The sequence below is a fragment of the Staphylococcus sp. 231237_7MaSpsaltlick genome (assembly GCF_043107035.1).
Genome location: NZ_JBICNX010000317.1, coordinates 1 through 512, shown reverse-complemented (window position 1 = coordinate 512; position 512 = coordinate 1). Strand labels below are relative to the sequence as shown.

At 37.3% G+C, this 512-nt stretch carries 1 protein-coding gene; it reads right to left on the bottom strand.

Translation table 11 applies throughout. The annotated features are described in order from the left end of the window. Positions 1-59 precede the first annotated feature (59 nt). Positions 60-512: MFS transporter (locus tag ACF91D_RS31670; protein WP_392438683.1), on the bottom strand; the 453-nt coding region annotated here is incomplete at its 5' end.

Sequence of the window (512 nt, the reverse complement as noted above, 5' to 3'; positions counted from 1 at the left end):
AATTGCATTATAACACCATAGTGCGTAGGAATGCAAAATTAATAACAGACAGTATTAAATTATTGATTTAATTCTTGTGGGGTTTTCAAGAAAGGTGTAAGAATTGCACTTAAAATATAAAATCCTGAGTAAATAAATAATACGGCTCCAGCACCAAATGGTTCAAAGAATAAAGTTACAATAGCCGGCGCTATAAATGTACTAAGGCCTGCCCCTAAGTTTAATACAGACATAGCGGCCCCTTTATTGTCAGGAGCGAGTAATGGAAACAGTGCTGATAATGGCACATAACCAGCCATACCAATACCACAAAGACTTAAAATAATAGTCATTAACCAGTAATTATGACCAATCGCCATAGGTGAAAAGTATATTAAAAGCATAACAGCAGCATAAAATACGCCACCAACCCATTGTCTCGTTTTACGCCATCCCCATCGATCCCCAATCTCCCCAAAGAATAAGTTGGCAAAAAGAGCGATTGTACATATTGTAGACCACCTTCTTAGCCA